Below are 22671 nucleotides of genomic sequence, written 5' to 3'. Positions count from 1 at the left end.
CGGGGGACAAGATCATGACGACTATCAGGAGCTTGACGCGCGGCGTGCTGACACTTGCCGCCGCAACGGCCTGTCTCACCACCGTGCCCACTGCCCACGCCATCGCCACGGTCGCCACGCAGGACAAGCCCAAGCAGATCACCCTGGGTGATCTCGACCCGCGCGTGGACGCCAAGACCGTCGGCGCCCCGTACGACCCGTGCCAGCTCGGGTGGGGAGCCTTCCCGCAGGAAGTGCGGCCGGACAAGGACAACAAGCCCCGGTTGCGTGCGCCGTCCGCCACCGATGTGTTCCGCACGGGATGCAGGTACGACAACGGAGAGCCGAGTAAGGGCGCGGATCCGAGCGGAAAACCTCTTCCGACCAAGAGTTTCATCGCTCTCGTGGTCTGGGCCAAGCCGGGCGAGATGAAGACCGCACAATCCGAACAGGAGGGTTCGCAGCCGCACACCTTCGGCACCAAGCCGGGGTTGATCAAGCCGGGCATCAACAAGTCGAGCAACGAGCCGACCTGCACCGCGATCATCCCGCTGGCCAACGGCACCGCCGCGCTCACGATCACCAACGGACGTTTTCCCGGCGATACCTGCACGATCGTGAAGCACGTGGGCGAGGTCATCGCCGGGAAGACGCCGTGAGCACCCGCCTGGGCGACGAGGTCGTCATCACTCCCCTGTCCGGTCATTTGGCCGTCGTAGGCGCGAGCACCGCGCGGCTGACCGCCGGGCCAGAGACCGACCTGGAAATGACTCAGCCGCTCAAGCCCCTCACCGCGATGATGCTGCTGCGCCAAGCAATGCTGATGCGGCTGGTGGACTGGCGCCGGTCCGGTTTGATGGTGAAGCTGCTGTTGGCCGTGACCTTGGTCGTGCTCGTGGCGTTGTTGCTGCGCATGCACGACATCAGCCGCCCGGCCGCTGCACCTGCACCGGTTCCGGACACGGTGACTGCGACGGCGACTGCCGCCGGGCCGCTGCGGGACCGGATACCCGTTGCCACGCAGCAGGACCCTGCTGAGGTCGCTCCGCGAGCGATCAACGAGCCGGAGATGGCGGCGCTGCCGCGCGCGGCCGTCGGCGTGACTCTGGCGGGCGCGCCCGCCGATCCGGCACCTGGGGCTGATCCGGGCACGGTCGTGCTGCATCCCACCGACGACACCGCCGTATATGCCGAGCCTGGCGGGTGCGCGTTCGCTGTGCTGCCGCCGCGGCAAGTGCTCACGCCGACGTGGACACCGGTCCTTGAGCGCAGGCCGGGTTGGGCGTTGGTGATGCTGCCCTCGCGCCCGCACCCCACCGGTGCGGCAGCGGTCGGCTGGATCCACCTGCGGCCGCAGGTCGAACTGGCCCACGGTGACAGGCGCGTCGAGATCAACACCGTCACCGGCAAGGTCACGGTGCTCGCCGAACTCGGCCACGGCACCGCTGCAGCATCGACCCTCACCGGCACACCGGCGTCGGTCGCGATACCGGCCCGCGCTGGCGGCCGAAGCTTCGTCGCCGCCGGCGGCCAGGCCGATGCGCTGCCGTGGCTGCTGCGGGTGCTGTGGCCGTTCCGCCTCGATGTCGACCGGCTGTGCACGGGCCCGATCGGCGGGATCACGGTGCCGGGCCTGCCCGCCGTGTCCGCGCTAGGCCAGGTCGACTCCACCGGCTGTGTTCCCGCTCCCCCAGGCGTACGCGACGCCCTGCGCGACGTGCCCGCTGGCACCGCAGTGCTCCTGCACTGACCCCAGACCCCCAGTTGCGGGTGCGGCGATCCGCCGCTCGGGGGCGACCGGCACGCCGCACCCGCAGTCCCCACCGAGAAGCAGAAAGGAGGTCGTGATGATCCACGACGGTGACCAGCTCGGACCGGCTGGTCAGGACGACGAGCAGCGGCCGACGCCCGGCCCGCAATCCCCCTCGGGTGAGCGGCGCTACCAGACGCCGCCGACGCAGGCGCGCCGCAGGCCCGCCCTGCTCGCCGGCGCCGGGCTGGTCGCCGTCACCGTGTTCGCTGCCCTGCTGAGCATCGCGCTCACCCGGCCCACCGCCGGCGAGCAGCGCATCGACCCGCTCGGCCAGAACGACACCACCAGCGGCACCCTCACCTCCGAGACAACGCCGGTCGTGGCACCGCAGACGGTGAGCGCCGATCAACTCGCCTCGCTCCCGCAGGCCACCACCTTCGCCACGACCCCGGCCGCCCCGCGCGACCCCGCACCCGAGCAGGTGCCGGGCGGGCTGGTCGCCCACCCCACCACGGCGGTGCCCGTGTACGCCGCGCCCGGCGGCGACGCTGTCGCCGTCGTCCCTGCGACCCAGCCGCTGGGCATCGAGCCGAACATCACCCGCACCGACACGTGGCTGTCCATCCTGGACACCCAGCCGGGGTGGGCGCTGGTCGCGCTTCCTTCACGCCCCAACAACTCCGTCGCCTGGATGCACATCGACACCCCGGACGTCACCGTCGCCAAGAGCCCCAGTGTGATCACCGTGGACCGGCCCGCGTTCGAGGTCACGCTCACCACCCACGGCACCGTCACCGGCCGCTGGAAAGCCGGGATCGGCAAACCCGGCGCGATCACCCCGGCCGGCCGCACGTTCCTGCTCGCCGCGCTGCGCGACAACGGCTCCACGTTCTCCAAGGTCGTGCTGCCACTGGGCACGCACTCCGACACCCACCTGACCTTCGGCGGCGGCCCCGGCACGGTCGGCCTGCACACCTGGCCCACGCCCGAGGTCTACGGCACGGCCTCCTCCGACGGCTGCGTCCGGATCCCGCCGGACGCGCTCTCCAGCCTCACCGAGGCGATGACCCGCGGCGACCTGCCGCTCGGCACCCCGGTGTTGATCAAGTGAATTCCCGTACCCGGCCCCAGGGCCACACCACATCAAGGGGGGACCACGTGGTCCGCACAACCACCCACTCCACACGCCTGTTCCTCGCCGCGGCCGGCATCGGCGCGCTCGCGGCGGCGGGCTCGGCGTCCGTGCTGGCACCGGCGAACGCCCAGGTCCACGGGCTCGCTGCCGCCCAGGCCAGTACGTCGACGGCGTACGGCGTGTCCGCGTCCGGCAACGAGAACAAGGCCGCGCAGCCCTCGGTCGCCTCCGACGGCGAGGTCAAGACCGCGTCGGGCTCGGTGTCCGGCATGGGCTGGTCCGCGAGCGGCATCACCGTCAAGGCCGGCAACGGGATCGCCGAAGCGACCGTCGCCAACGTGGTGGTCGCGGGCAAGGCGATCGGGTCGGTGTCGGCCAAGTGCGCCGACGGCGCCGTGAGCTACGCCCACGGCGGCGCGGCACCCAGCGACCCGAAGCTCAAGGTCAGCTTCGGCGGCGGGGCGGGCGCGACCATCCAGATCCTCGGCGCGGGCGACAAGGTCGCGCAGACGATCACCGTCGCGGTGGTCAAGTGCGGCAAGGCCACCGTGCCTCCCACCAACCCGCCGACCAACCCGCCCACTGGGCAGCCCACGGGCCAGCCGACCGGCAAGCCGCCGGGGCAGCCGCCGACCGGCACGCAGAAGCCGACGCCCAAGCCCGGCACCACGCCGCAGCCCGCGCCGACACCCCAACTGCAGGACGGCCACCACCCGGTCACCGGCTGATCCAGGCCAGGACCGGTTCGCGGACCTAGATCCGGCGTCCCACCCCCACTTCCCCGGGGGTGGGGCGCACCAGCCCCACACCACCAGCGTTGCGAAGGAGGACCAGGTGATTCCGCTCAAGCCCGGCGCGGCCACCGACGAGCTCACCGATCGAGCCGCCCGGCTCGCACGCGGGATCCGGGTCGCGCCGAAGTTCTCCACGATCCTGAGCTGGTGGACCGGCTACCCGCTCAAGCGGGTACCTGTCGAAGCGGACCGGCTGGACGTCGTCGACGAGCACGAGGGCATGCTGCTCGGCCTGCCCGCCGGGACAGAAGTGTTGCGCCGCAACGGCGTGTTCGTCCCACTCAACGCCGACGGACCACACCTGGCGTCGATCAAGTCGCTGATCCACGTGCCGCGCCTGGGCCTGACGCCCGAGCAGCTCGTCCTGCTACGCGACGGCGCGGTCCCGATCGGAGAGCTCATCCCCGACGCACCGCGCGGCACCCACTACGCCATCGAGCTCGACGGCCCGCGCGAACCGCAGGCCCCGGCGATCATGTCGCGCGGCACGCTCTACCCCGGCGGCATGCCCGCCGTTCTTGCGGACGAGATCGTGTTCTGGCGGGTGCTGCGTGATCGCGCCCCGCAACACGGCGTGCTTCTCCCCCGTCCTGTCCCGACTTCCGTGCCCGTGTGGTGATCACATGTCAACGATCCTGACGACCCCGCCGCCCGCCGCCCCGGCGTCCCCGGAACGCCTTCCGTCACCTTCCTCGAGTTCGGGGTGGCTCGCGAGGTACCGCAACGGACCCGGCCCCACCCGGCACACGCTGGTCGCGTTCCCCTGGTCCGGCGCCGGCCCCACCGCCTACAACTCCTGGATTCCGTTGCTGCCCCAGGAAATCGACCTGGTGACCGTGGCGCTGCCCGGCCGCGACGACCGCCGTGACGAGGACCCGGTGACCAAACTGACTCCTGGGCTGGTCGACGCAATCACCGACGCACTGCTCGCGCACACCGGCGACGGCGACGGCACGGTGGCGTTGTTCGGGCACTCGTTCGGCGCGCTGCTCGCGCACGCCGTCGCCGTACGCATGCAGGAGCATCAGCGCACGCCGCAAGCGGTGATCGTCTCGGGCAGCCGCGCGCCGATGGTTCGCCCGCCGCACCCGCTGCACCTGCTCGGTGAGCGGGAGCTGCTGGCGAAGCTGATCGACATGGGTGGCCTGCCGCCGCGGTTGCAGCGCCACGAGCAGTTCCTGCGGTCGTGGTTGCCGCGCGTGCGCGCCGATCTGACCGCGTGCGAGACCTACTGGCCCGGCACGCTCCCGGTCCTGGACTGCCCGCTTTTCGCGTGGTCGGGCGCGGCGGACTGGTACGCGCCGGCGTGCACCACGCACCGGTGGCTGGAGCTCGCGCCCGACGCGACGCACACGACGTTCCCCGGCGGACATTTCTTCATCAGCGGCCAGCGCGGCACGACCGCCCTGCTGCAGGCGTTGCAGTGGCCCCGTCCAGTCGCGGCGCGGCCGTTGCGGCTGCTGCAGTCGCAGCCGCTGCTCGCGCGGAGGTGGGGAGCGTGACCACCTTCGAGGTGTTCGACGTCTACGCCGACGACGACGCGACCATGCAGGAACTGCGCGGGCTGCTGGCCCGCTGCTCGGAAGCGACGCTGCGATCCCGCTGCCACGGCGGGACTCCCGGCGCGGCCCGGCTGCTGCTGGAGGCGCTGCCCTCGCGCGCCGACCAGCTCACCGTCGCCGCGTGGACCGAGCAGAGCATGGTCGGCGTCGCGTCCATGCTCTACGACGCCGGCGGCATCGAGATCGCCGTGCTCGTCGAGGACGCATGGCAGCGCCACGGCGCGGGCACCGCGCTCGCGGCCCGTCTCGCTGAGGAAGCGGCCCGCGATGGGGTGCTCGCGGTCACCGCGTCGGTCGGCACGACCAACACGGCCGGAATCGGGTTGCTGCGCAAGGTGTTTCCCGCGCTCGCGCTCGCGGCACCGCGCGGCGGGCTGATCACCGCGGTGTGCCCGGTCGTGACGGGAGCGGGCCGATGATCACGAACGTGCCGGCGTGGACGTGCCGGCTGGGGTTGGGCACGTCCACGTTCGGCGCCCCCGCCCACCAGCCCCCGATTCCCGGTCCGCGCCGGAGGGTCCGCATGCACGATTTCGGGCCCGCGCCATGAGTTTCGTTCCGCGCGACGTGCTCTCGCCCCTCCCTGACGCGCCCGGTTGCACCGGGCCACAGCGAGATGTCACGCCGCTCCGCCTCGGCGCGCCGCCACCGCCTCATCGGGCGATCCAGCCCGCCCCGCCCGTGATCTACCACCGTCAGGGAGACCTAGTGCATTTCGATACCCGTCAGCTGCAGATCCACGCTGAGCACCTCGCCGGCACCGGTGCCCGCACCGTGCGCGAGCGCCTGGCACGGCCCGGAGCCACTGACGCGACCACCAAGAGCAGCGAGACCGACTACGTCACCGACTGCGACCCGGCCTCCGAAGCCGCGATGCGCCAGGAAGCCACCGAGATCTGGGGCGACGCCCCGCACTCCTTCACCGGTGAGGAAAGCGGTGTGGCGCAAGCACGTCCGGGCGAGCTGAGGTTGATCGCGGACGGCGTCGACGGCACCGCGAACCTGCACGCCGGCGCGCCGGAGTACGGGGTGTCGATCGCCATCGAGGTCGACGGCGTCGTGCTCGCGGGTGCGGTCGCCGAACCGGCCAGCGGCCGTGTCTACTCCGCCGGGCGCGGCAACGGCGCCCGCTTCTACGACCCGGCCGTGCGTCACCAGTGGATCCCGCTGGACGCCCGCAAGGACAAGCCGCTCTCGCAGCGGTTGCTCGCCACCGGCTTCAGCTACCAGGCCGCCGAGCGCGGCCCGCAGGCCGCGGTGGTCGCGCGGATGATCGAGCACGTCGAGGACATCCGCCGCGTCGCGCAAGGCACGTACGGCGGCTACTTCGAGCACTACCTCAACGAATGGGACTGGGCCGCCGGGCTGCTGATCTGCGAGGAAGCCGGTGCGGTCGTCAGCTGGCCGGGCACCGGCGGACCGGCCTCGCACCTGGGAGACCCGATCTTCGCAGCTGCGCCGGAGGTCGCCGACGACCTGCTGGTGCTGCTGGAGAAGGCCGGGGCCGCCGCGCTCGACCGCCGCGGGCCGGTGCCGAAGCGCGAGTGGGTGAGCGGTCATGCCCACTGATCCCACACAGGAGCAGCCCGCCGCCGAGGCCAACGAGTCACGGCCGTTCGTGGTGCGGCTGGGCCAGGTCGTCGTAGGCAACGCGCTCATGGGCATCGCGGTGGGCATGCTCGTCACGGCTTCCATGGGGCTGTTGCCGCTCGACGTTTTTCACCGGGCCGTCGGTGACCGATTCGGATGGACGATCGGCGGCGCGATCATCGCCGTGCAGGCGACGGTGCTTGTGCTCAATCTCGCGCTGCGCGTCAAGCCCGGCATCGGCACCGTCGCCTCGGTCATCATCCCCGCTGTCGTCGCCGACCTCACCCTCGCAATACTGCCCGCGCCGCAAGTGGTGTGGCTGCGGGTGATGGCGATGCTGCTCGGCGGCGCCATGTTCGCCGTCGGCACCGCCCTGTACCTGTCGGCTGAACTCGGCGCGCTACCCCGCGACGGCCTGATGGTCGCGATCGCCCGCCGCACGGACTGGAGCCCGGCACGCATCCGCATGGGCGCCGACGTGCTGTGCCTGCTCACCGGCGTACTCATGATCAACCCGGCGATCGCCGTCGCGAACGGATCACTCGGGGCCGGAAGCGTACTGCTCGCAGTCGCCCTGGGCCCGTCGATCGCAACGCTCGTCCCACTCTTCACACACCGTCCACAAGGGAACACGCGCGTGCGAGGTGAAACCTGATGCCACGAAACACTTACAGGCCCGAACGCATGATCACCCAGAATCGGTGGCTGCGTCCGCACGGAATCCACAACTTCTCGATCCCCGCGCTGGCAGGGAAATTGCCCGACGGCCGCCGGTACGTGACGTGTGAGCAGGCCGGCGTTTGTGCACGCGCATGCTACGCCCGGACGGGAACGTTCCGGTTCCCGCAGGTGCTGGCCAAGCACGAACGCAACCTGGCTCGCATCCTCGACGACCTCGAAAAGTGGACCGCGGACATCATCGCCGAGCTGCGCGCACCGAAGTTCGACGGGGCGGCGCTCCGAGTGCACGACGCCGGCGATTTCTTCAGTGACTTGTACCTGTCCACCTGGCTGGAGGTGGCGCGGGCGACACCGGGGACGCTGATCTACTGCTACACCAAGGAAATCTCCCGATTCGAGCGCATTGCCGTACCGAACGCGCCCGAGAATTTCCGCTGGATCTACAGCTACGGCGGCCGCGAGGACCACCTCATCGACCCGACGCGGCACCGCGTCGCCGATGTCTTCCCGACCGAGGAAGCGATCGCGGCGGCTGGGTGGCACACCAACGCCGCCACGGACCTCGACGCCGTGCTGGGCCCGTCGCCGGTCGGCATGCGGCAGAACCACATCCCGCACATCCAACGGCTCGTCGGCGACCGCACCTTCCGGGAGTGGCAGGCCTCCAGGCCGCGCGGCCGCCGTGCCGTCAACCGCAGTCCCGACGACACCCGACCACCCAAGAGCGGCCCGCCGTGACCGGCCGGCGTGAGCGGGGCACGCAACCCGGCACGCGTCGTCCGCACCCGGCCTGACCGATCGCACACCCCGCTCTGGAAGGGAGAAAGCACATGCGCGCCTGGATATCGACCGGCTTCGGCGCCGTGCTGCTGTGCGCGGGCTGCTCCTCCCCCGCACCCGAACGGACGGTCCCAGCACCGCCCAGGCCGGAACTGAGCGCGTCGACCCCGGCGACCAGCCCGTCACCGCCGCCCGGATCGGGTCTGCGGCTGCCGAGCGTCTCGCCGATCACGCCGTCCGCGCCCGCCGGGACCCCGTCGACGGTGCCGCCGCCCCCAACGGCGCCGACCGCCGCGACCACGGACTTCGCGGACCCCGTCGCGGTGACGCGGGCATGGATGACGCAGTGGTGCGCCTCGGACTACCGCCAGCCCCGCAACAACAACGTCGAGCGGGCAACGGTGTTCTCCACCACTGCAGGCAAGACCGCGGACCTGCGAGCCGGGGACAGCGAGGCCGCGTACCGCTCGGTGGTCGAGCAGAAGCTGTCTACCCGCTGCGACCGGATCACCGCCGAACTCATCCCCGAGGCCCCGCGCGGCGAGGACCAGGTCTACGTGCGGGCGACGGCGACCCGCACCCTGCTCGCGGCCGACGTCGCCTTCCAGACCGAGCACGTGCTCACCACTCGCACGGTGCTGCGCCAGCCCGACGGCCGGTGGCTCGTCGACATCCACGTCGAGGCCGGCTGATGAAACTTCTCCTGATCCCGCTCGTCGCACTGGCCGCCGCGCTGCTGCTCGTGCTGGTGCTGCTGCAACCCCGCCGCGCCGACGCCGACGCGATCATCCCGCCCGCGACGTGCCAGGTGCCCGGCACCGGTCCGAGCGCACCAGCGCCACCGTCGGGTGGTGGTTCGTTCGCAGGGGTGGTGCTCTCGCCGACGCAGACCGCGACGGTGCAGCAGATCCTCGGGGTCGCCAAGGGCATGAGCATCACCCGCCGCGGCGCGGTCGTCGCGTTGCAGGCCGGGATGCAGGAATCCACGCTCAACCCGTTGGCGCGCAACGGAAACGCCGTCGGCGTATTCCAACAGATCGCGCCGGGACCCTGGAACGCCTACGTCGGCTACGACCGCACCGACGCCGCCGCCGCGTCCAAGGGCTTCTTCGCCGTGCTACTCAAACGCGCACCGAGCTACGAGACCGACGCCCGGTCGAATCATGAACTCGCCGAGGACGTCGAGCGCAGCGGTGAGGGCTGGCGCTACGAGAAACACCAGCGGTTCGCCGAGGCGGTCGTGGCCGCGCTCTACGACGGCTCTGGGCCGCCGCTGGACTGCGCGGACCGCTCGTTCAAGGGCCGGATACAGGTCACCGTGACCGGCTCGGACGTCACCCTGCCGCCGGAGGCCGGGGTTGCTGGCGTCGTGCGTGCGGCCTCCCCGCAGGTCGCCACCGCGATCGCGGCTGGTCTGTCATGGCTGGGCATCACCTACTCCTGGGGCGGCGGTAATGCAGACGGTCCCACGAAAGGCGTCCGTGACGGCGGCGTCGCCGACGCGCACGGCGATTACAACAAAGTCGGATTCGATTGTTCGGGATTGACGCTGTACGCGTATGCGCAGGCCGGAGTGCAGATCATCCGGCCCTCGGACGCGCAGCTCACCCGCGCGAAGCTCGTCGTCCCGTTCGACCAGGCCAGGCCAGGTGACCTGCTGTTCTGGGGCACTCATCACGTCGCCATGTACCTGGGCGCCATCAACGGACAACACATGATGCTCGAAGCCCCGCAAAGCGGCGATGTCGTGAAGGTCTCGAAAGTCAGAACCGGCGGGGACTTCCGGAATGTCGGCGCCCGGCCAATTCCGTAAACGCCAGAGAAGGAGTTCGCACATGAAGGTACAGCACCTCGGTTCACAACACGAGTCGACCGCGAAGGGAGATGTGGAATGGAATTCCGGCCAGTAGACATGCCCTCATCGGAATGGGAGGAGGTGCCTCCTATTCGCATCCCACCCGGCTGGAATCCGGAGGAGTGGGGCTGGCAACCAGCGTTCGGTACCTACGTCCCCGACGATGATAAAAGCTTGGAGCTCCTCGTACGGATCGGAGAAGACCCTACTCATGGGTGGAGCTTCGTCACCTACAACGAACCGGGTCCACCAGACGCAGAAAACGGATGGTTGTTGTACAACCCGGTGAGCGTCCAGAAAAACGTCGACGATGTCTCCGACTTCAGGGTCAACTCTGTGGAAGAGCTTCAAGAGCTTCTGACACAGGTCCAACGGCACGGCTATGCAGAAGTCCACGCCGACGGATGGACTGTTCACGCCGCACCGACTGCAGCCATGGCACAGGACGCGGTCGAGCAGGACCATCAGCGCCGACTAGTCCATTGGGATGTGAATGGAAATTACTGGGCATTCACGGACTTCCCGATCCCAGTCCCGGTCACCGGTTCCGCGCCACAGCCGACGCGCCTAGCCGAAGCCCTGGACAACAGTCCGGTATCCCGGACGAGTCCGGCGCGGGAGGCATCCAGCTCGGGCACGTCGCTGAGGGACGTCGCGAAACGCATTCTCGCGGCGGTGCGCCCGAAACGCGGGCCCGATCACGACGTCGCTCCACCACAGCAGGGGCTCTCGCGCGGGGGGCCGCAGTGGTGACCGGCACCGGCTACAACGCCGAGGAACCCGTCGATCTGCACGGAGTCGCCCCGGTGGGGAGCGCTGCAGCTGCGCCTGCGAACCCGGTCAACGCCGACCGTCCAGGTCCGGAGCAGCTGGTGGCCGTGCAGCCGCCGGTGACGGCTGATCCGGCGATGTGGGGATGGCGCGCCCGGCTGCGGAAGGCGACCGGCGGGCTGATCAAACCCGGTCCCGGCCGTGACGAGGCGCGGCACCGGCAGGCCGAGGTTGCGGTGCGCCAGCACCTCGGAGGTGGGCGGCTGGCGATGGTCGCCAACCCCAAGGGCGGCGCCCAGGTCAGCACGACCACGTTGATGCTCACGCACACGTTCGCCGCGTTGCGCGGCGGACCGGTCGTGGCGTGGGACAACCACGAGGCGCGCGGAACCCTCGCGCAGCGCGCCGAGGTCGCCACGCCCGACACCCACGTGTGGCATCTGCTCGGCGCCGCCGAGCAGCTCACCGCCGTCGGCACGGCGGGCGACCTCACCCACTACCTGCGCTCGCAACCCACGCGCGCCGAGGTCCTGGCCAGCGACACCGACCCGGCCCGCGCACAGCAGATCGGGCCCGGCGAGTGCGGCCGGATCTGGTTACTGCTCAGCCGGTACTTCGGGCTGACGGTGATGGACACCGGCAACAACGTCCGCGCGGGGAACTGGCAGTGGGCCGCGGGCATGGCCGACCAGCTGGTCGTGCCGATCACGCTCGAGCCCGATGTCGCGCAGAGCGCGGCGTGGATGCTCGACCACCTCGACACCCGGCGGCCGGACCTCGTCGCCGGCGCGGTCACCGTCGTCGGCCCCGCCACGGCGGCCGCGCCCCCGGCACTGCGGCGGCAGATGCTCGCCTACTTCGCCGCCCGCACCGCCTTGGTGGTCGAGGTGCCGTTCGACCCGCAGCTCGCGGGCGGCCGGCCGATCGTGCACGCCCGGATCAGCGAGGCCTCCCGCCGCACGTGGGTCGGCGCGGCGGCCGCGGTCGCCGACAGGCTCGCGGCCCAGCGGGCCCCGCGCCCGGACCAACTACCACCCTGGGCAGGCAAGTCATCCCCTCCCGCACAGGAGCACCACGAACCCGAGCAGCCCGCCGACACCGCAACGCCGCCACCCGGCGGCGCGCCCGCGCCGGTCACCGAGCTGCACCTTCGAAAGGCCACATGATGTTTCACCGCAACGATCCGGAGGTGACGTTCCTCGCGCAGAAAGAGCCCGGCCCGCCCGGTGCACCGACCGGTTCGCCCAACCCCTTCGACGGCGTCCAACCCGATCTCGGAGTGTGGGGGGATGCGTTCAACTCCACCTGGAAAACGCTGCTCGGCGGCGTGTGGGGCATCGCGTTCCTGATCGTGGCGTTCGGCTTCATCCGGGCCACGGTCGAGCTGCAGCGAGCCAAGAAGGGCGGCTACTCCGCGGACGTGCACGAACACACCGAATCCGCGAGGAAGTCGGTATTCGCTCTGATCGCACTGGCAGGCCTGGGCATGATCTTCGGTGCAGTGATCGCGATCTTCTAGGGGAACCGGAGCCAAGCACATGTCCCACACCACGCCCACGAGCGCGCCGGCCGGTCCCCGGCCGAGGACCTCTCGCGTGCTCGTCCTGATCCTCACCGTCGCCGTCGTGCTCATTGGTGGCGTTCTGGTCGGCCGGTACGCGCTGCCCGCGTCCAGCGAGCAGGCACAGCCCGGACACACGCAGCCCAGCGACGTGCCCAGCGGTGCGGGGGCGCGCGAGCACGGGCCGAAGACGATCACCAAGGGGGTGCCGAGCGGGTTCACCCGCGACCGTGAGGGCGCAGCGAGCGCGGCGATCATCGCCGTACAGCTCCAACCCGCCGTCGCGCACGGCCACGCCGACCCCGAGGTCGTGAAGACCACGTGGATCGCCAGCAGCGCCGACCAGGCCACGCGTCAGCTGTTCTCCCAGACCAAGGCGACCAGCGGGGACGACCGGACCTCCAAGGCACCGGCCGACTTCGCGGTGAAGGACTTCACCGGCGACCAGGCGGTCATCGAGCTGTGGGTGTCCTCGGTCGGCATCGGCCCAGGTCTGGGCAGCCGGGGCGTCATCCGCGCGCAGCGGTGGTCGACGGTGACCTACCGGCTGGTCTGGGAGGCCGACACCTGGAAGGTCGCGACCGTCAAGACCGTCGACGGCCCGCAGCCCGGCACCGACGACACCGCCCCGGCGCCTGAGCGCAAGCAGGTCGCCTTCTACAGCTTCTTCATCACGATCGAGTAAGCGGCAAACCTATGGGGGGAGCATGTTCCGACGCTTGACCGTCCTATGTGGAACGGTTCTGGCGCTACTTCTCACACTCGCGCCCGCGGCGCTCGCACAGCCGCCGACGAACGGCAACACCCCGCAGGGTTTCCCTCCCAACCTTGTGAAGTACGTCGGCGACACCAGCGAGTTCCGCCAAGGACCGTGGTTCAGCACACCAGAGTGCAAGGACAAAGGCGGCGACCTCAGCCTTTACCTCAACGAGGTCATGAAGGTCGAGTCGCGGCTGCTGTACTGGGCCACGCCGCCCAGCGAACGTGCCAAGTTCTGGCCCGACCAAAACACCGCCGACGTCAACCGGGAACCACCGGAACTCCCGGCGACGTTCCCAGCGGTGTTCGGCCCCGACCACTCCTTCAACGTGGCGTACCGCTACTGCGCCGACGAGATACGCGAGTGGACCGCCCCCGTGCGCAACACGTGGGGCCTCACGTGGGCGGCCAAACCGGACGCCGAGTCGCTGGAGCGGATGAAGCCGTACGCCGCCGGCGACAGCACCCTGATCAAGAACTTCAGCGACCCGTGCGCCGACGCCGTGTCGTCCTACTGCCAGAAGGCGTTCTTCGTCGACTGCGGCCGGGCAGTCATGGTGCCGGACAAGAAGGAACGCTGCATCCGGTGGAACGAGTCGATCGCCAACTTCTTCCACGGGTTGTCGCAGTTCATCTCGAACAACACCCACTGGCTCGACAAGATCGGCGCGTTCTTCAAGATCATCGGTGAGGCGCACCTGGCCGCCGGGCGCATGCAGATCGACGCTTTCGCCTCGATCCTGTCGGTCGCCGTCGACATTGCGAAGTTCGTCGCCAACCCGGCCGGCGCGATGGACGAGCTCGCCAACTCTCTGCACGCCTCGGCCGTGGACTTCGCAGTCCGGGTGCTACTCGAGGGACTGGCCACCGTCGGGAACTTCGACCCCGGCTCGCCGTGGTTCCTGGCCACCTACGGCGCGTCGACCGGACTCGGGCTGATGGTCATGGCGCTGATGTCGGTCCTGATGATCTCCCGCACCGCCTCCGGGGGCGGCGGCCGCGAGGACCTGCAGGAGGCGCTGTTCAAACAGCTGCCCCTCGGGATGTTCTTGACCGTGTTCGCGCCCGCGATCGCGACGGTGCTGCACACGACCGTGCGCAAGATGACCAGCGGCATCGCCGCGTGGCAGTCCGACTACATCGGCAGCGCCATCACGAAACTGGCCGCGCTGTCCCAGGTGACCGCCGTGATGATCCCCGGCGGCGCCGGAGTGGGCAGCATCGTGTTCGGGCTGCTGATCTTCGGTACCGGCGCGGTCTTCGTGGGTTTCGCCCTGCAGTCGGTCGCGTTGCCGTTGTCGGGACTGGTGGCGGGGATCGCGTGGGGCATGCGCGTGCACCCGCGGTGGCGGCTCAAGGCGGCCCGGCCGGTCTACACCTACCTCGGGCTGCTGTTCTCCAAGCCGCTGCTGTACTTCTTGCTCGGCGCGGTGTTCGCGCTGATCGACGGCAACCTCTCGATTCCGGCGATGAAGGCCGGCGGAATGCCGCTGCTCGGCCAGATCGTGGTCGTGATCGTCGCGCTCATCGTGGTCGGTTTCGCGCCGTTCGCGTTGTTGAAGTACGCGCCGTTGCTGCCGACCGCCGAGGACTCCCACGACTCGCAGCCCTCCGCAGGGTTCGGCACTGCCGCGGTGGTCGGCGCGGGCATGGCCGCCTTCGAACGCCACCAGCACAGCCGCTCACAGAGCGAGGACAAGGACGGCGAGTCCGGGCAAGGCGGCGCCCACTCCATCGCGCAGACCTACAGCGCTGGCCAGAAGCCACAGGCACGGCAACAACAGCCGTCGTCGAAACCGCAGGCGTCCGGCGGCAGTTCCGGCGGCAAGTCCGGCGTCCCGCAGATGAAGGGCAGCCCGAACAACGCGGTCTCCGCCGCAGGCTCGGGCGGCTCCGCGCCGGGCATCGGGGCGGGCAAGCCGGGAGCGGCGACCGGTCCCGGTGGCAATGCTCCGGCGGGTACCTCCGCACAGGCCTCACAGGCAGGAGCGGCGGCCGGAGGCGCGATGGGGCCGATCGGTATCGCCGCGCAGGCCGCGCTCGCGGCCGGAAACAAGATGCGACAGGGCGCTCACCGCGCCGTCAAGGCCGATGAAGAGACAGTCCGGGGGGACGACAAATGAGGATTTCCGTACTGGGCGGCGAGATCAGCCGCCGAGGTCTGCTGGGCTCGCTGAGCACACCCGCCTACGTCGCGCTCGCCGCAGCCGGAGCGATCGCGTTCATCTTGTGGCTGGCGGTCGGCGACCTCGCCGGGGCGATCAGCGGGTTCGCCGTACTCGCCGGCACCTACGGGCTCGTGCGGCCGTGGGGCCGTCGCTCGGTCGCCGCGCAGGTCCTGTGGTCGTGGCGGTGGCGCCGCCGCCGGATCCGCGGCGAGACGACGTTCATCGCGCCGCAGCTGGCCCGCGAGTCCGATCCAAGCGACCTGTTCGGGCCACTGTGGACGCTGCCCACGCCGCTGGGCCGGGTCGAACCGCTCGACCTGCGTGGCACCCCGTGGGAGCACATGTTCATCCTGTGGCACCACAACCCCGGTGAACCCTCTTACCTGAGCGTTCTCATGGAGGTGCAGGGCCAGGCGTCCGGGCTGCGCGCCGAACGCGCCTACGAGGTCGCGTCCGTCCGCTACGGAGTGCTGCTCTCGCAGCTGGCCAAGGCCGGGTCGTACCTGCGCGGCTTGCAGCAGATCAACAGGATCGTCCCGCACGACGCCACACCGCACCGCGAGTTCATCTCCCAGCGGCTCTCGACCCGGCCCGGTCTGGAACCTCTGATCGAGTCCTATGAGGAACTCGTCGACCTGACCGCGAACACTGCCGAGCAGCACCGAAATTACCTCGTGGCCCGGTTCCCGCTGACCGGCGAGTTCTACGAGGAAGCACGCAGTCACGCCGACGGTCCCTCAGGGTGGGCGGGCCTGGTGCGCGACGAGCTCGCGCGGCTCGCGGACCTGGCCGTGCGTGCCGAGCTCACCCGCCCGCAGGTCCTCGGCGAGCAGCGCACCTGCGCGGTGCTGCGGTCGCTGCAAGACCCGCGGTGGCCGATCGACCAGCACGAAGGCGTGCGGTGGGACACCTGCTGGCAGAGCTACACCACCGAGTCCGACCACATGGTCGTCAACGAGGCGTGGCACACGCGCACCGCGTTCCTTCCTCGCGACGGGATCGCCCCGGCGCCGCTCGGACCGCGATGGCTCGCGCCACTGCTCACGGCGGTCACCCCGTCGGTCATCCGGACGCTCAGCGTGCGCATGGAGTTCGTGCCGGACAAACTCGCCCGCGCACGGGCGCGCGCCGACGTCGCCCAGGACGGCGCGTCGATTCTGGCGGACGCGAAGAAGGGCCGCGTCGACGACGGCACCGACAGCACGATGCTCTCAGCGTCGCAACGCCGCCTGCATGATCTCGCGCCCGGCTCCGGGCATCAGGGCGTCGACTGGTCGATGGCGATCTCGGTGACCGCCGACGGTGCTGCAGAGCTGCGCCGCGCGTGCATGCGGGTCGCAAACGAGGCCGCCCAGTCCGCGCTCACCGAACTGGACTGGCAGGACCGTGCGCAGGACTCGGCCGTCATCGCCACCTACCCGCTCGCGCGCGGGATGGCGGTGGCGTGATGCGCACGCCAACGATCTTCCACTACGCCCGAATCGCCGACGCGCTGCGCCATGCAGGCACCGACTGGCAAGCGCTCGACGAGCTGATCGGTGCCGTGCCCGATCTTCCCTGCCGCGTCAGCGATCCGGATGTGTTCTTTCCCGGCGAAGGGGCTCGGTTCGCGGGAAGGCGGGCGATTCGTGATGAACGAGCTCGGATTGCCGGGCTGTGCAGTGGATGCCCGGTCCGCACGGAGTGCTTGGCCAGCGCACTGCTGCGAGGCGAGATCTATGGTTCCTGGGGCGGCGTGTGCCAACCGGATTTCCAGTTATTGCAACAACTCTGGGAGGAACGTGTCCCCCGGAGTGCGCGGCCTCTGGCGGGTAGTGCCGCAGTGAAAGAGACCCGATGATGTCGCGCCGAGCCAGCGCGTGGACACGTGCTTCTCGTCGCGCGCGACCGGCTCCGCTGGTCGGATGGCGGCCACCGGAGCCAGCTGCGCCACCACCGCAACTGGAGTTCCTGCCGCCACCATCCCGTCGGCGGTGGCTGGACAAGTGGGGCTGGTACGAGCCGCGCAACGAACCTATGTCGACGACAACCCGGCAGGCCGAGGCTCTCAATCTCGCGCTCAGCTCGCCGCCGACGAGTAGCCGAGGGCTGATCGTCGGCACAGATCTGTTGTCAGGCCAACTCGTCGTGCACGACCCGTTCATAAGCTACGAGGACAAGCTGATCAGCTCGGTCAACGTGGCGGTGGTCGGGGATGTCGGCAAGGGCAAGAGTTCCCTGCTCAAGACTTGGGCTTGCACCCGGCAATTGCTGCTGCGGGGCCGGCGCGTCGTCGTGCTCGACAAGAAGCTGCAAGCCGGGCGTGGCGAATACACCGCTCTGGCCCAGTACCTGGGGGCACCGAGCATCCGGTTCACGGTCGATGGCACCGGTAGTCGCCTCAATCTCCTTGATCCGGTCATTGCGCTGGGCAGCGAGCAGATCGACGACGCCGGTCAAACGATTGACCGCACCGATCGGCCAACCGGTCAGATGATGCTGCTGCGCGCTGTGCTGGCCGAAGCGCTCGCGCGGCCGGTCACCGAACGCGAAGGGAAGGCGCTGCGCCTCGCGCTGGTGAGCGCGACCCGCGATGCCCGCGAGCGTGGTCGCGTGCCGGTGATCGGCGATGTCGTGCACCACCTGCTGCACCCTGGAACCGCCGAGGCTCAGTCGCTGAACCGGACGGTGTCCGAACTGCAGGACTGGGGTCTCGACCCAGCGTTCGGGCTGGAGCGGATGATCGAGGAAGACCTCGCGGGCCTGGTTGACGACGAGACCAGCGCAGAGGTCAATCTCGATCATCCCAGCGGCCTCACGCATTTCGACATCAGCGCTCTGCCCACCGAGGGGCCGGCTCTGCGGGTGGTCATGGCGCTGATCACCACGTGGCAGACCAACATGCTCGCGGCGCGTTCTGAGCGCGCCGAGCAAACGATCGATGTCATCGAGGAGGCCTGGCACGTCGCCGAGGGCTCGACCGGCAGGATTCTTCGTCGCAACGCCAAGCTTTCCCGTGGACTTGGTCTGTCGACCGTTGCGGGATTCCAGCACCTCGTTGACCTCGACGCCGACAGTCCCGGTCGCGCGCTGCTGCAGGAAGCGGAGACCAGGTTCATCTACTGCCAGGGAAGCTACGCGGATGCGGCTGCCTGCGTCGCGCTCTACAACCTTCCGCCTGGGACCGAAGAAACGATCATGACGCTGGCGCAGGGCACCTGTCTGCTCCAGATCAGTTCCCGTGACCCGATCCTCGTGCGGCATGAGCGCTCACCTCGCGAGATCGCGCTCACCGATACCGACAGCGCGCTGACCGGGATGCTCTGGCGCGTATGAGCAGGCCCGGCCAGCAGCACCAGATCCCGTCGTCGCCGAGGCCGCTCTACGGGGTCTTCTACCCCTTGCTCGGCGCGGCTCTGGCAACGGTCCTGTTGGCTGGTCTGGTCGGCGGCGCTCTGTCGGGCTGGCTGGGCGGGCATGGCTGGGCGTGGCCGCCACCCCGTCTCTTGCCGTCCACGATCATCGGCTGGGCGACACACCTGTCCGACCCCGCTGCAGGCTGGCCCACAGACCCTCGGCCTGGACCAGCAGTCCTCACCTACGGTTCGGTGCTCGTCGTGCTCGCAGCCGAGTTGGCGCTGTGGACTCGGGTGTTCGCCTGGCGGAACCGGATCTATCAGCGCCGCGCCGAACTCCGGTCCGGTCTGGCCGACCGCCACGCCGTCCAAGAACGTCTCGGTGCCAGGGCCGTCACCAAGGATGCGCCACGGTTGCGCCCGTCACTGGCCAACTTCCTCGACATCAGCGCGGATGACGCGGGCGCGTTGTTCGCTCGGTGGCCAGGCACGTGCGAGGGAATCTACGGAAGCCATGAGGACTCAAAACTCGTAGTCGCCCCTGTCCGAATGGGCAAGACCGCCCGGCAAGCGGTGTCCGACGTGCTGCGAGCCCCCGGCGCGCTCGTGGCCACCTCGACCCGTTTCGACCTGATCGAACTGACGATCATGGAACGCGCGAAGCGCGGACTCGTGTGGGTGTTCGATCCGGAGAACCGGGTGCCCTGGCCGGAGAAACTGCGGTGGGACCCGATTCGCGGCTGCGAGGACTTCGACGTAGCTCTGCGTCGAGCCGTCGCCATCTGCAGCGCTCGGCCGCTCGAGGACACCAAGAACGGCGGGTACTTCAGCGGCAAGAGCGAGGGCGTGCTCGCCGCCATGTTGCACGCGGCAGCATTGAGCGGCTCCGACTTGAGCATCTTGTGGCTGTGGACGACCAGCCAGTCCTACCGGCCCGCGCAGATCCTCGAGACGGACGAGCGAGCGGCGCCTGCGATCGCCGACGGACTCCGCAACCTGCTCGACAGTTTGAAGAGCACGAGCGACACCTCCGGCGCCGGCGGCATCTACTCCACACTCGAACTTCTCCTTCGTCCACTCACCTCACCGACGATCATGCGGGCGCTCACACCCCAGCCCGGTGACAGGCAGTTCGACATCGACGCCTTCATCCGCAGCGGCCACGACACGCTCTACATGGTTTCCCGCGGCCGCAAGAACTCCGCGGCACCGATGGTCAATGCCCTGATGGTCGAGGTGTTGCACCGCGCGGACATCCTGTCTCAACACCCGACCGCCGAGCAGCTCAACGCACCCGCCTACGGCGATCTGCGGCTGGATCCACCGCTGCGGATCGTGATGGACGAGGCAGCCAACATCACCCCGGTCGACGATCTGAGCGCACGGCTGGCCGACTCGGGTGGCCGTGGCATACAGCTCTACGTATACGTGCAGAACTTCTCACAGTTGCGGCAGCGCTGGGGTTTCGAAGAGGCAACCGAGATTTGGGACTGCGCGTCGATCAAGCTCGTGCTCGGAGGCTTGAGCAACTCCAAGGATCTACTGGCACTCTCGGACTTGCTGCCTGAACGCATCGTCGACCAGGCCAGCGTGTCCACCGGCACCGCCGTGCGCGACCAGGTCACGGTCTCCCCTTGGAGGCAGCGTGCTTTGACCATCGACGAAATCCGGGAGCTCGGCGACGGCGAAGGCTTGCTGTTCTACCGCAACCTGCGCGCGGCCAAGGTCGATCTCCCAGGTTGGTGGGAGACTCCGGACCTGGCCGACCTCGTCGCTCAAAGCCGAAACGAGGCGCGGAAGCTACTCGCTGCTTCCCAAACCGGCCTCGCCGCGGACCTCCAGACGCCTGCAGACGATGACTGACACTCCGTTCGACCCACCCGATCCCAGCGACGAGGCGGCCGTCCGCGAGAGAAAGCGAACACACCCGCCCGTCGAGGCCGTGCCGGTTCTGGACGTGGAGTTCCTGCCTGATGTGGTCTCGGACCTCGCTTCAACGAGCGAACTGCATGACCACCAGCTGGCCGAGCTCGCGGGTGTCGTCTCCGAGCTTGGCGGCTCCGTTGCGACGTCGCGCGACCAGATCCAGGCGTTGCGCGAGTTCCTGTTGGAGTTGCAGGAGAGCCTTGTCGAGCGAGTGAACCTAAGCCGTCCCAACCGGTGGGCCTGGGGAGTTCTCACCCGCGATGAGGCCGCCCAGCTATGGGGTGAACTGCGATGGTTCGTTGACCACCTCATCACGCGGTATCCCCTGTCTTCGGACGTGAGCATCCCGCCGTGCTGGTACCGCCACACGGTCGCCGTCGACGAGCTCACCGACCTCTACGCGGCGTGGCGTCACGCCTACTGCTCGGGAGACCAACCCTCGGACGAGATGACCGCGTGGCGCAACCGATGGCTGTGGCCGACCCTTCAGAACCTTCACGCTCACGCGGACTGGAGGGAATGCAAAGCACAGCGCCAGCATGTCGAACCGGCCGCGCGCCAAGAGCCGACCGACGATGGCATCCTCGACTTCGTCGTGCAGGATCTTAACGAGCGACCTGGTGAACGACGGTCAAGTCTTCCTTGGACAGCCGATCACAGGCCTCCATCTCACGGTTCCAGAACGAGACCTAGCTAGATCTTGTCATTCTCCGACGGTTCCGCGTCCGCTGCGCGATCAAATGCCACGGAGAGAGCGTGGTTGAGTCGGTACATGGCCCAGCGCGAACGCAGCCGTGCCCACTTGCTCGTCTTGGCGTGCAAGGTTGCTGCTTCGAAGCTCCTGTAACCCGCCACCAGCTCGATGTTGGTGCGGTCCACCAGAACTTGAATCGCACGAAGGGAGATGATCGCGTGGGCCTGCCGTGGGTTGATACCGAACAAGACCAGACTCGTCGTGCAGTGCTGCAGAAGCAGGAGAGCCAGATTGGCCGGCTCAACCAAACCTGTCGTGTTGCCGCCTGTCGGCAGCAGCTGCTCGTCGACGGCAAGCAGCGCGAAACGAATGCCCGTTGCGTCGGCGTGGATCTCGTGGCTGGCACGACGGTAGTAGGGCTCCAGATGCCCCAGCTCGGCAAGCCGGGTCAGGTCGGCGAACTCCATCCGGTTCTGGCCTTCGCGTCGCAGATCGTGAGCCCAGCCGTAGCTGCCTCGATAGTGCGGGCCGAACCGGTTCACCAATTCGTCGTGCTCGGCGCGCAGGCGGTCAAGCTCCTCAGCGGCAATAGGTGTTTGTTCCAGTGTCGTCGCATGCTTCTGGTGACGTAGCGCGTCGTTGTATGCGAGCACCTTCTCGTGCAGCACGTAACGCTCGGCCAGATCCGCGTGCTCGGGCTTGCGGCCGTACTCACCGATCACGCGCGCGATCACGGCCAGCTCGTGCAGCGTGCGGCACCGTCCGAGCGCGGCACCAAAGGCTCCGCCTCGCACGCGCGCGTAAGCATCGTGGGCCGCGCTACACGCACGGGTTTGCAGTCCCAGCAGCACTTCTAGTACTTGATCGACACTCGAAGCAGGGTTCTTGTCGCGCTGTTGAACAGTGCGCGTCATCAGGGCATTCGTCTCGTGCCACGCGAGTAAGTAGAGCGTGAGTGCCTTTCCCCAGTGCCGCCACAGCCACTTGCGAAAGCGTCGCTCCTCACGCGCGTAGTCAGTCGTAAGACGACCGGCAGTACGTAGCAATCGGTTGGCGTGGCGTGCCGCAACAGCATCCACATCGACGGCTATCCGGTGGCCATCGGCAGTCACGATGACGGCAGTCATGACACTCCAGGGGCAAGGTCGAAGTTGCGGGCTTGAGCCGCGCGAAGGTGAAAGAACGAACGAAGCCGCAGGGAGCCGAACTCGGCTACCTACCTGCGCTGTTTCAGAACCGACGCGCGTCGCAGCGTTGGCTGCACCGCATCGTCCTGGAGGCCGTTCACGTCGGCGATCATGCCACAGGTGGACTCCCCGCCACGTCCT

General features: G+C 69.0%; 23 protein-coding genes. 22 read left to right on the top strand and 1 reads right to left on the bottom strand.

Annotation, left to right across the window (positions count from 1 at the left end; all coding sequences use genetic code 11):
• Window positions 1-14: 14 nt before the first annotated feature.
• The 22 genes from IG04_RS0116110 to IG04_RS0116010 all read left to right on the top strand — a co-directional run bounded on the left by IG04_RS0116110 (window position 15) and on the right by IG04_RS0116010 (window position 21346).
• A complete protein-coding gene (locus IG04_RS0116110) occupies window positions 15-638 on the top strand; it encodes a hypothetical protein (protein ID WP_144065341.1) in 624 nt (207 codons plus the stop codon).
• Window positions 635-1729, top strand: a complete 1095-nt coding sequence (locus IG04_RS44010; protein ID WP_051769995.1) for a hypothetical protein — start codon at window positions 635-637, stop codon at window positions 1727-1729. Before IG04_RS0116110 ends, IG04_RS44010 begins: the two co-directional genes overlap by 4 nt.
• Before the next feature lie 97 nt (window positions 1730-1826).
• Window positions 1827-2843, top strand: a complete 1017-nt coding sequence (locus IG04_RS0116100; RefSeq protein WP_084401200.1) for a L,D-transpeptidase — start codon at window positions 1827-1829, stop codon at window positions 2841-2843.
• 47 nt (window positions 2844-2890) lie between these two features.
• Window positions 2891-3595 (top strand): hypothetical protein, encoded by a 705-nt coding sequence (locus IG04_RS0116095; protein WP_030477462.1) that lies wholly within the window; start codon window positions 2891-2893, stop codon window positions 3593-3595.
• A gap of 106 nt (window positions 3596-3701) precedes the next feature.
• On the top strand, window positions 3702-4280 hold the full coding sequence (locus IG04_RS0116090; protein WP_030477461.1) for a hypothetical protein: 579 nt from the start codon (window positions 3702-3704) through the stop codon (window positions 4278-4280).
• A gap of 4 nt (window positions 4281-4284) precedes the next feature.
• Window positions 4285-5163 (top strand): thioesterase II family protein, encoded by an 879-nt coding sequence (locus IG04_RS42640; protein WP_051769993.1) that lies wholly within the window; start codon window positions 4285-4287, stop codon window positions 5161-5163.
• Window positions 5160-5642, top strand: coding sequence for a GNAT family N-acetyltransferase (locus IG04_RS0116080; RefSeq protein WP_030477459.1), 483 nt, complete (start codon window positions 5160-5162; stop codon window positions 5640-5642). The genes IG04_RS42640 and IG04_RS0116080 overlap by 4 nt, the downstream gene beginning before the upstream one ends.
• A gap of 289 nt (window positions 5643-5931) precedes the next feature.
• Window positions 5932-6792, top strand: a complete 861-nt coding sequence (locus IG04_RS0116075; RefSeq protein WP_051769991.1) for an inositol monophosphatase family protein — start codon at window positions 5932-5934, stop codon at window positions 6790-6792.
• Window positions 6782-7468, top strand: coding sequence for a YczE/YyaS/YitT family protein (locus IG04_RS0116070; RefSeq protein WP_051769989.1), 687 nt, complete (start codon window positions 6782-6784; stop codon window positions 7466-7468). Before IG04_RS0116075 ends, IG04_RS0116070 begins: the two co-directional genes overlap by 11 nt.
• A gap of 29 nt (window positions 7469-7497) precedes the next feature.
• Complete coding sequence (locus IG04_RS0116065; RefSeq protein WP_211257767.1) at window positions 7498-8232, top strand: GP88 family protein; 735 nt, start codon at window positions 7498-7500, stop codon at window positions 8230-8232.
• Between the two features lie 92 nt (window positions 8233-8324).
• On the top strand, window positions 8325-8966 hold the full coding sequence (locus IG04_RS42635) for a hypothetical protein (RefSeq protein ID WP_245816157.1): 642 nt from the start codon (window positions 8325-8327) through the stop codon (window positions 8964-8966).
• A complete protein-coding gene (locus tag IG04_RS48610) occupies window positions 8966-10087 on the top strand; it encodes a C40 family peptidase (RefSeq protein ID WP_030477454.1) in 1122 nt (373 codons plus the stop codon). Before IG04_RS42635 ends, IG04_RS48610 begins: the two co-directional genes overlap by 1 nt.
• A gap of 78 nt (window positions 10088-10165) precedes the next feature.
• Window positions 10166-10882 (top strand): hypothetical protein, encoded by a 717-nt coding sequence (locus IG04_RS46490; RefSeq protein ID WP_144065342.1) that lies wholly within the window; start codon window positions 10166-10168, stop codon window positions 10880-10882.
• Window positions 10876-12066 (top strand): MinD/ParA family ATP-binding protein, encoded by a 1191-nt coding sequence (locus tag IG04_RS0116050; protein ID WP_051769986.1) that lies wholly within the window; start codon window positions 10876-10878, stop codon window positions 12064-12066. The genes IG04_RS46490 and IG04_RS0116050 overlap by 7 nt, the downstream gene beginning before the upstream one ends.
• Before the next feature lie 23 nt (window positions 12067-12089).
• Window positions 12090-12419, top strand: coding sequence for a hypothetical protein (locus tag IG04_RS0116045; protein ID WP_051770038.1), 330 nt, complete (start codon window positions 12090-12092; stop codon window positions 12417-12419).
• Window positions 12420-12495: 76 nt separating this feature from the next.
• Entirely contained in the window at window positions 12496-13146 is a 651-nt protein-coding gene (locus IG04_RS0116040; protein WP_030477451.1) for a DUF8175 domain-containg protein, read from the top strand.
• A gap of 22 nt (window positions 13147-13168) precedes the next feature.
• The gene (locus tag IG04_RS44005; protein ID WP_144065343.1) at window positions 13169-15343 is read left to right on the top strand and encodes a hypothetical protein; all 2175 of its coding nucleotides are present in this window, start codon (window positions 13169-13171) and stop codon (window positions 15341-15343) included.
• A complete protein-coding gene (locus tag IG04_RS0116025; RefSeq protein WP_030477449.1) occupies window positions 15340-16836 on the top strand; it encodes an SCO6880 family protein in 1497 nt (498 codons plus the stop codon). Before IG04_RS44005 ends, IG04_RS0116025 begins: the two co-directional genes overlap by 4 nt.
• Window positions 16836-17228, top strand: coding sequence for a WhiB family transcriptional regulator (locus tag IG04_RS45270; RefSeq protein WP_084401296.1), 393 nt, complete (start codon window positions 16836-16838; stop codon window positions 17226-17228). The genes IG04_RS0116025 and IG04_RS45270 overlap by 1 nt, the downstream gene beginning before the upstream one ends.
• Before the next feature lie 176 nt (window positions 17229-17404).
• Window positions 17405-18703 (top strand): ATP-binding protein, encoded by a 1299-nt coding sequence (locus IG04_RS0116020; RefSeq protein ID WP_245816158.1) that lies wholly within the window; start codon window positions 17405-17407, stop codon window positions 18701-18703.
• Window positions 18700-20586, top strand: a complete 1887-nt coding sequence (locus IG04_RS0116015; RefSeq protein ID WP_030477447.1) for a type IV secretory system conjugative DNA transfer family protein — start codon at window positions 18700-18702, stop codon at window positions 20584-20586. The genes IG04_RS0116020 and IG04_RS0116015 overlap by 4 nt, the downstream gene beginning before the upstream one ends.
• The gene (locus tag IG04_RS0116010; RefSeq protein WP_144065344.1) at window positions 20579-21346 is read left to right on the top strand and encodes a hypothetical protein; all 768 of its coding nucleotides are present in this window, start codon (window positions 20579-20581) and stop codon (window positions 21344-21346) included. Before IG04_RS0116015 ends, IG04_RS0116010 begins: the two co-directional genes overlap by 8 nt.
• On the opposite strand, the gene IG04_RS0116005 is transcribed toward IG04_RS0116010, so the two are convergent.
• Window positions 21343-22470 carry a DUF5677 domain-containing protein gene (locus tag IG04_RS0116005; RefSeq protein ID WP_144065345.1) on the bottom strand — a complete coding sequence of 376 codons (1128 nt, stop codon included), beginning with the start codon at window positions 22468-22470 and terminating at the stop codon, window positions 21343-21345. The two genes, IG04_RS0116010 and IG04_RS0116005, sit on opposite strands and share 4 nt — an antisense overlap.
• Window positions 22471-22671 lie beyond the last annotated feature (201 nt).

It is taken from the genome of Lentzea albidocapillata, from assembly GCF_000719115.1.
GTDB lineage: Bacteria > Actinomycetota > Actinomycetes > Mycobacteriales > Pseudonocardiaceae > Lentzea > Lentzea albidocapillata.
Note: the sequence above shows the minus strand (reverse complement) of the source record. Positions and strands in the feature narration are given on the sequence as shown.

Excerpts from the sequence above, each read along its gene's own strand:
- IG04_RS0116005 (WP_144065345.1), bottom strand. The coding sequence starts at position 22,470 with ATGACTGCCGTCATCGTGACTGCCGATGGCCACCGGATAGCCGTCGAT.
- IG04_RS48610 (WP_030477454.1), top strand. The coding sequence starts at position 8,966 with ATGAAACTTCTCCTGATCCCGCTCGTCGCACTGGCCGCCGCGCTGCTG.
- IG04_RS46490 (WP_144065342.1), top strand. The coding sequence starts at position 10,166 with ATGGAATTCCGGCCAGTAGACATGCCCTCATCGGAATGGGAGGAGGTG.
- IG04_RS45270 (WP_084401296.1), top strand. The coding sequence starts at position 16,836 with ATGCGCACGCCAACGATCTTCCACTACGCCCGAATCGCCGACGCGCTG.
- IG04_RS0116110 (WP_144065341.1), top strand. The coding sequence starts at position 15 with ATGACGACTATCAGGAGCTTGACGCGCGGCGTGCTGACACTTGCCGCC.
- IG04_RS0116100 (WP_084401200.1), top strand. The coding sequence starts at position 1,827 with ATGATCCACGACGGTGACCAGCTCGGACCGGCTGGTCAGGACGACGAG.
- IG04_RS0116020 (WP_245816158.1), top strand. The coding sequence starts at position 17,405 with ATGTCGACGACAACCCGGCAGGCCGAGGCTCTCAATCTCGCGCTCAGC.
- IG04_RS0116015 (WP_030477447.1), top strand. The coding sequence starts at position 18,700 with ATGAGCAGGCCCGGCCAGCAGCACCAGATCCCGTCGTCGCCGAGGCCG.
- IG04_RS44005 (WP_144065343.1), top strand. The coding sequence starts at position 13,169 with ATGTTCCGACGCTTGACCGTCCTATGTGGAACGGTTCTGGCGCTACTT.
- IG04_RS42640 (WP_051769993.1), top strand. The coding sequence starts at position 4,285 with ATGTCAACGATCCTGACGACCCCGCCGCCCGCCGCCCCGGCGTCCCCG.
- IG04_RS0116070 (WP_051769989.1), top strand. The coding sequence starts at position 6,782 with ATGCCCACTGATCCCACACAGGAGCAGCCCGCCGCCGAGGCCAACGAG.
- IG04_RS0116010 (WP_144065344.1), top strand. The coding sequence starts at position 20,579 with ATGACTGACACTCCGTTCGACCCACCCGATCCCAGCGACGAGGCGGCC.
- IG04_RS0116025 (WP_030477449.1), top strand. The coding sequence starts at position 15,340 with ATGAGGATTTCCGTACTGGGCGGCGAGATCAGCCGCCGAGGTCTGCTG.
- IG04_RS42635 (WP_245816157.1), top strand. The coding sequence starts at position 8,325 with ATGCGCGCCTGGATATCGACCGGCTTCGGCGCCGTGCTGCTGTGCGCG.
- IG04_RS0116065 (WP_211257767.1), top strand. The coding sequence starts at position 7,498 with ATGATCACCCAGAATCGGTGGCTGCGTCCGCACGGAATCCACAACTTC.